This is a genomic window from Deltaproteobacteria bacterium (genome assembly GCA_016210005.1).
In the GTDB taxonomy this organism is placed as follows: domain Bacteria; phylum Desulfobacterota; class Binatia; order HRBIN30; family JACQVA1; genus JACQVA1.
Genome location: JACQVA010000130.1, coordinates 1 through 5,747 on the forward strand (window position 1 = coordinate 1; position 5,747 = coordinate 5,747).

Below are 5,747 nucleotides of genomic sequence, written 5' to 3' on the forward strand. Positions count from 1 at the left end.
CACCCCGCTGATCCGTCGCTCCGTCTCGGTGGCCCGGTCGCAACCGATCGCCCCGGAAAAATCGAGCTATGCATGCTCACCGGAAGGACACGGCACAGCCGGCTCTCACCCTCTGATCCGTCGCTGCTTCTCGGTGGCCCGGTCGCAACCGACCGCCCCGGAAAAATCGAGCTATGCACGCTCACCGGAAGGACACAGCGAATGTGTAGCGGAATTCGCGAAAGCGTAGCGGCTTATCTAGAGCAGGGGTCTGTGCGAGTGTGACGGATGCCGATGATGACGGTGACCTGGTCGACTCAGAAGAGCTGGGATCACTTTGTGGTCTCAAGCTGCCGCACGGGCCAGCGCGATATCGCCGGCCAAATGGATGCGGTCATACGCTGCCACGGGCCGTTGGTTCTGGCCAGCGCCGACCAACTCGATCAGGCCCACCCGCTCCAACGCGCGGACATCGGCGGCAACGGCTTTCAGGCTGCGCCTCGCGAGGCGTGCGAGGTCGGCGGTGGAGCGCGGTGGTTGCTGGCAAATCAACCGGAGCAAGGCGAGGCGCTGCTCCGTCAGCATCTTGGCTGCCGCTGCGAGGTTGGCGAACCAGATCTCACGCCGATGTCGCACGCGCCCGGCTCTGGCGAGCGTGGCGATGTCCTCCTTGAATTCGCGGCGTGCTTGCTCCACCGGCCCCACACGGATGACGACGGTACGGCTCACGGCTTCTCCTCTCGTCTCAAGTGCTCGACGTCTCGCGCAAAGTCGGCGAGCAACTGGTCAACGGTCGTGAAGGCATACGGCTCTTCGGTGTGGCGGTAGTGGCGATGTGCGCTTTTCCCAAAATGCCAATCATAGCCTGCGCGCCGCTCTCCTCGCCGGTTCAGGAGCGAGAGCCGCGCCCGGTATCCGCAGCTCAAGCACCCCCGGCCTCTGCCTCTCGTGCCGTCGGTGGGCTGGAAAGGGCAGCTCACTCCGAGGCGAGCCCGTCGATGACCTCGTCGAGCCCTTGGGTATGGGCATGCAGATGAAGGACGATGGCGCTCAGCTCGCCGAGAATGTCGTTGCAATCGCGGCGCAGCGCGCGCGCTTTGGCGAGGCGCTGCAGCAGCAGGAGCACCTGCGCGCACTCCTCACCGAGCTCAGCCAATTCCCCTTCGACCGGATCGGTTTCACGAATCTTTGCGGGTGCCGTTCTCTTCATTCCTGCCGTTACCGCACCTCAACGCCGTCCCCGTCGGCGCGTGCGGTGATAGCGCGGATGGCGGCAGAGAGGAAATCGCTGGCGTCGAGGATCTCCAACAAGACGGGCCGGCCATCGGCGGTAAGGTGGGCGATCACCGGCCCCATCTCTTCGGCATGGTCGATAACGTCCCCGGCGGTGCCCTGGTCGATGGTCAGGATGTCTTCGTCTTTATCGTATCGGAGTTTCATACCGGCTCCTTCGCGCGGGGTAGAACGTCACGATCTCAAATGCATCCGGTACATCACGGTAGACGACTCGGAGTACCAGACGGCCCGTAAATCCCCGTGTCGCAACCAGGCGCCCCTTGCTGCCCGATTCGACGCGGTCCGGAGAGCGTACGGCGGCTTCCACCTGTTCGCGCGTAACGATGACGTCGTACTGCCGCAGATCATCGAATTTTCCCACGGCGTGCGGACCAAACCGCACCGGCTTCATGATGACACCGTATCACGCCGGTCGCCAGCGGCTCAAACGGCACGGCACGTGGCGTGCCCGCTTTGGGAGCGGGGTCCGAGAGCTCAGCATGACCACAGGACGATGAGCCCGTTGAACGCGCTCCGCACCATCATGAATACCGCCGATCACCCAAGGCTTCCTCTCCCGCAACACTGGCGGGAGAGGATTGAGGTAAGGGAACCGTTTCCGGGTCCTCGGGGAATCGGGCTGCGGCGGGGAGGAACGGCCATTTGGAGTGCGGGAGCCCTTCGGCGATGCTTAGCGCGGGCTGACGCCCGCAACCCAGAGCTCGACAGGGGTATTCCGTCATACCCGCAATCTTTAGAGCCTGCCCCCGCGAAGGCGTAGGGCGGGCATCCATGGGCGGTGGGGCTCCGGATGGATTCCCGCCTTCGCGGGAATGACGGAGGGAAATCTGCGCCCCACGCCAAGACTTTCGGCCATAGTTCAGGACATGCATGCTCCCGCTTTGGGGGAGGCCGGGTGGGAGAGTTGCGCATGATCAGAGGAGTGTCCGTCGGAAGCACTCAGAGATCGAAGGTCGCGCGCAGCGCCGCCTTCACGCGGTCACGGACGTTGGTGGGAAGGCGCCCGAGGCGCTGCACCAGCCGGCGGCGGTCAATGGCGCGAACTTGGTCCGTGAGAATGCTTGAGTCGGTGGCAAGACCGCCGGTTCCGGCCGGGATGATGAGGTGGCTCGGTGATGCACGGCGCACGTTGCTGGTCACCGGCGCGATCACCACCACCTGAGCGTAGGTGTTTATGGTGTCGTTGGAGACGATGACTACCGGACGAGTCTTACGGATTTCGCCGCCGACCGTTGGGTCGAGCTGGGCGATGAACACGTCGCCCAGGCGCAGTCGTCCTCGGGGCATCGATCCTCTCGCTCACCTCGTTGTCCGCCGCGGAGAAGTCGGCCTCGATCTCCAATTGCTCGCGGCGGACCTCTGCAGCCGCGGTGCGATAGTAAGCCGCATACGCCGAGGCGGTGCGGCCGCGATCGATCACGAGAGACAGCCGTCCGGTGCCGGCCAAGACCGCGACGCGGTCTCCCGGTTGCAACTCTGCGGCGCGCAGCACCTTCACGGGCAGGCGGACAGTACCACCGGGTTGGATTCGTACGTGAGTCACGCGCCTGACGGTAGTGAGTTAATTCGGGCGATGCAAGGGCCGACTACCGCAAGGGGGACACGAAGCCCGGCGGCGGATGCCCTGCCGATTTGGAGTGCGGGAGCCCCGCTCCCGCTTTGGCGGAGGCGGGGGCAGGTCCGACTCGGCTGGTAGCTCGAACCGTAGCGGGCTCTTGGAGAGTGCAGCGACCTGATCATGCAGGAGGGGCAGATGCTCATGAGAGTTGGGCGAAGTGATCCGAGATTTAGCCTTGATCGGACAGAATACGTTCACCACGAAGGGCACGAAGGACGGCAATGAGAGATCGGCGGATCCGTCTGGAGCCAATTTCATCCGGCGTGGAGTTGTCGCTCCGATCAGCAGAAGACGCTCTGATCTTCTCTCTTCGTGCTCTTCGTGAACTTCGTGGTGAGGGGTTTTGTCTCATCAGAGTTGGCTTGACGTGCTTCATGGCGGGGCGTTCGCATCGACTCGTGGCCAGTCCGGTCTCGTCGGCGGTGCGCTGCTCACGACCGTGCTCGCCCTCGCGGGCACGTGCGCCGGCATGGAGGGCGCCGCTTCGTCGGCGCCGCGGGGCTGCGGCGGGGGCGACGGACCTTTCAAGTGCGGGAGGCTCGCTCCCGCTTTGGCGAACCGGGCCAGTGGATGGAGTTCCCAGGCGGCCCACGCAAAATCTATTTGACAGCGCTCCTTGCCTGCGAATTCTAGCGTTGACACGGTAGCCCTGTTGGGTCTATTGGCGTCACTGCTCGTGAGGGAGCGGGGCGGTCTGCTGGCTTCAGCGTACCAACCCATCACCGTAGATCGTAGATCACTGTAGGGGGAGTTAGTGATTGGATTTCGGCCTTGGGGCCTCCAGGCAAGCGGCCTTCCGGCCGTGGGTGGCGCGGAAGTGTAGCGGAATTCACGAAACCGTGGCGGCTTATCCAGAGCAGAGGTCTGTGCGAGTGAGACGGATGCCAAGGAACGCGATGCGGCTCAATGGCGGAAGAAGGCGAAGATGACGACCGAGATGAAGGCGAGCTGGTCTAGTCAGAAGAGCTTGGGGCACCCGATGGTCTCACGCTGCCGCCCGGGCCAGCGCGATATCGCCGGCCAAATGGATCCGATCATACGCTGCCACGGGCCGTTGGTTCTGGCCGGCGCCGACCAACTCGATCAGGCCCACCCGCTCCAACGCGCGGACATCGGCGGCAACGGCTTTCAGGCTGCGCCTCGCGACGCGCGCGAGGTCGGCGGTCGAACGCGGTGGTTGCTGGCAAATCAACCGGAGCAAGGCGAGGCGCTGCTCCGTCAGCATCTTGGCTGCCGCCGTGAGGTTGGCGAACCAGATCTCACGCCGATGCCGCACGCGCCCGGCTCTGGCGAGCGTGGCGATGTCCTCCTTGAATTCGCGGCGTGCTTGCTCCACCGGCCCCACGCGGATGACGACGGTACGGCTCACGGCTTCTCCTCTCGTCTCAAGTGCTCGACATCTCGCGCAAACGGCGAGCAACTGGTCAACGGTCGTGAAGGCATACGGCTCTTCGGTGTGGCGGTAGTGGCGATGTGCGCTTTTCCCAAAATGCCAATCATAGCCCGCGCGCCGCTCTCCTCGCCGGTTCAGGAGCGAGAGCCGCGCCCGGTATCCGCCTGTTGGCAATCGCCAGATGATGTGCACCTCTCGCCATCCATCCGGGTGCAAGAAGTCTACGCGCCGCACCTCCTGCGCCCTGGGCATCGACGCCATCGTGCCACAGCTAACAGCACCAGCTCAAGCGAGCCCGGCCTCTGCGGCCTCTACCTCTCACGGCGGCGGGCGATTTCGGCGAAGACGGCGTCAAGCGAGGCATCATCCCGCCACGAGCCGGCGGTCGTGAAGACGGCTTGCCGCCGTTCGTCGGCTGTAAGTCGTCTGGATTCGAGGCGCACGGTCACCGCCGCACCATCAGGGACCGGTGCATCGGCGTCCAGATCAATCCGCCGGCCATGGACGATACCGCTCAACGTGATGGTCATGGGACGCCTCCTCAACGCGCTGGGTCCGTCAATTCTGTCTTTGGCCAAGCGCGGCGCAACCGCCCCGAGGCCTTTGCGCAGCCGCTCATCGGTCGAGACAGTGCGGTTCACGTTTTTCCGCCCGATGAGGCCGAGAGAGGGTATGCAGGGCCGCTCCGGCTGTCAACACAAGCGCTTGCAGGCGCACGAGGGCGCCGTTTCATCGGCGCCGCGGGGCTGCGGCGGGGGCAAGGGTCTTTGGAGTGCGGGAGTTGCTCCCGCTTTCGGGAGCGGGGTGGGAGAGCTCAGCATGACCACAGGACGATCAGCCCGTTGAAGGCGCGACGCACCATCATGAATACCGCCGATCACCCAAGGTTTCCTCTCCCGCAACGCTGGCGGGAGAGGATTGAGGTGAGGGAACCGTTTCCGCGGGCGGCCTTGTGCCACAAGGCCGCGCGGGCCTGCCGGCCCGCTGTCGACTCGGCTGGCCACTCGTCCGAGTTCGAAGCCATAGCGGGCGCTTGGAGAATGTAGCGACTTGATGACGCAGGAGGGGCAGATGCTCATGAGAGTTGGGTCATGGATACTCGGCTTGGGTGGACATTGGAGCCGACGCCAGACCGGTCCGAATGGGCCGCTCGGGGCGGCCATAGTGCTGGCGGTGCTTGCCAACGCTGGCTCTGCATTCGGCCGACGTTCTTCGAGCCTGTGCAGTCGATGCAGTTGTCGGGCGGCAACCCGTACGCTGCGTGCAACGGGACGGCATCTCGTAGGGGAGGAGATGCGGAAACGTGCGGGAGTGCTCATGGTGAGCCTGTACGGTTTCCTAGCCCCGCAGCAGAAGGAGCGCGGCCCACTTGGCCTCTCCAGGCTCTGATCCTGCCCGAGAAGTGTTCGCTGGACACGGTGACGTGAGATGTTAGGGTCCTTCAGCAAGCTTGGCAAAGAC

The 5,747-nt window shown here is 64.5% G+C and carries 6 protein-coding genes; all 6 read right to left on the reverse strand.

Annotation, left to right across the window (positions count from 1 at the left end; translation table 11 throughout):
- Positions 1-324 precede the first annotated feature (324 nt).
- Positions 325-708: a hypothetical protein gene (locus HY699_12320; protein MBI4516588.1), complete on the reverse strand. Its 384-nt coding sequence runs from the start codon at positions 706-708 to the stop codon at positions 325-327.
- Positions 709-955: 247 nt separating this feature from the next.
- Complete coding sequence (locus HY699_12325; protein MBI4516589.1) at positions 956-1,189, reverse strand: hypothetical protein; 234 nt, start codon at positions 1,187-1,189, stop codon at positions 956-958.
- 8 nt (positions 1,190-1,197) lie between these two features.
- Positions 1,198-1,419 (reverse strand): DUF2283 domain-containing protein, encoded by a 222-nt coding sequence (locus tag HY699_12330; GenBank protein MBI4516590.1) that lies wholly within the window; start codon positions 1,417-1,419, stop codon positions 1,198-1,200.
- A gap of 795 nt (positions 1,420-2,214) precedes the next feature.
- Entirely contained in the window at positions 2,215-2,562 is a 348-nt protein-coding gene (locus HY699_12335) for a type II toxin-antitoxin system PemK/MazF family toxin (GenBank protein MBI4516591.1), read from the reverse strand.
- 1,316 nt (positions 2,563-3,878) lie between these two features.
- The gene (locus tag HY699_12340; GenBank protein MBI4516592.1) at positions 3,879-4,478 is read right to left on the reverse strand and encodes a hypothetical protein; all 600 of its coding nucleotides are present in this window, start codon (positions 4,476-4,478) and stop codon (positions 3,879-3,881) included.
- 119 nt (positions 4,479-4,597) lie between these two features.
- Positions 4,598-4,816, reverse strand: a complete 219-nt coding sequence (locus HY699_12345; protein ID MBI4516593.1) for a hypothetical protein — start codon at positions 4,814-4,816, stop codon at positions 4,598-4,600.
- Positions 4,817-5,747 lie beyond the last annotated feature (931 nt).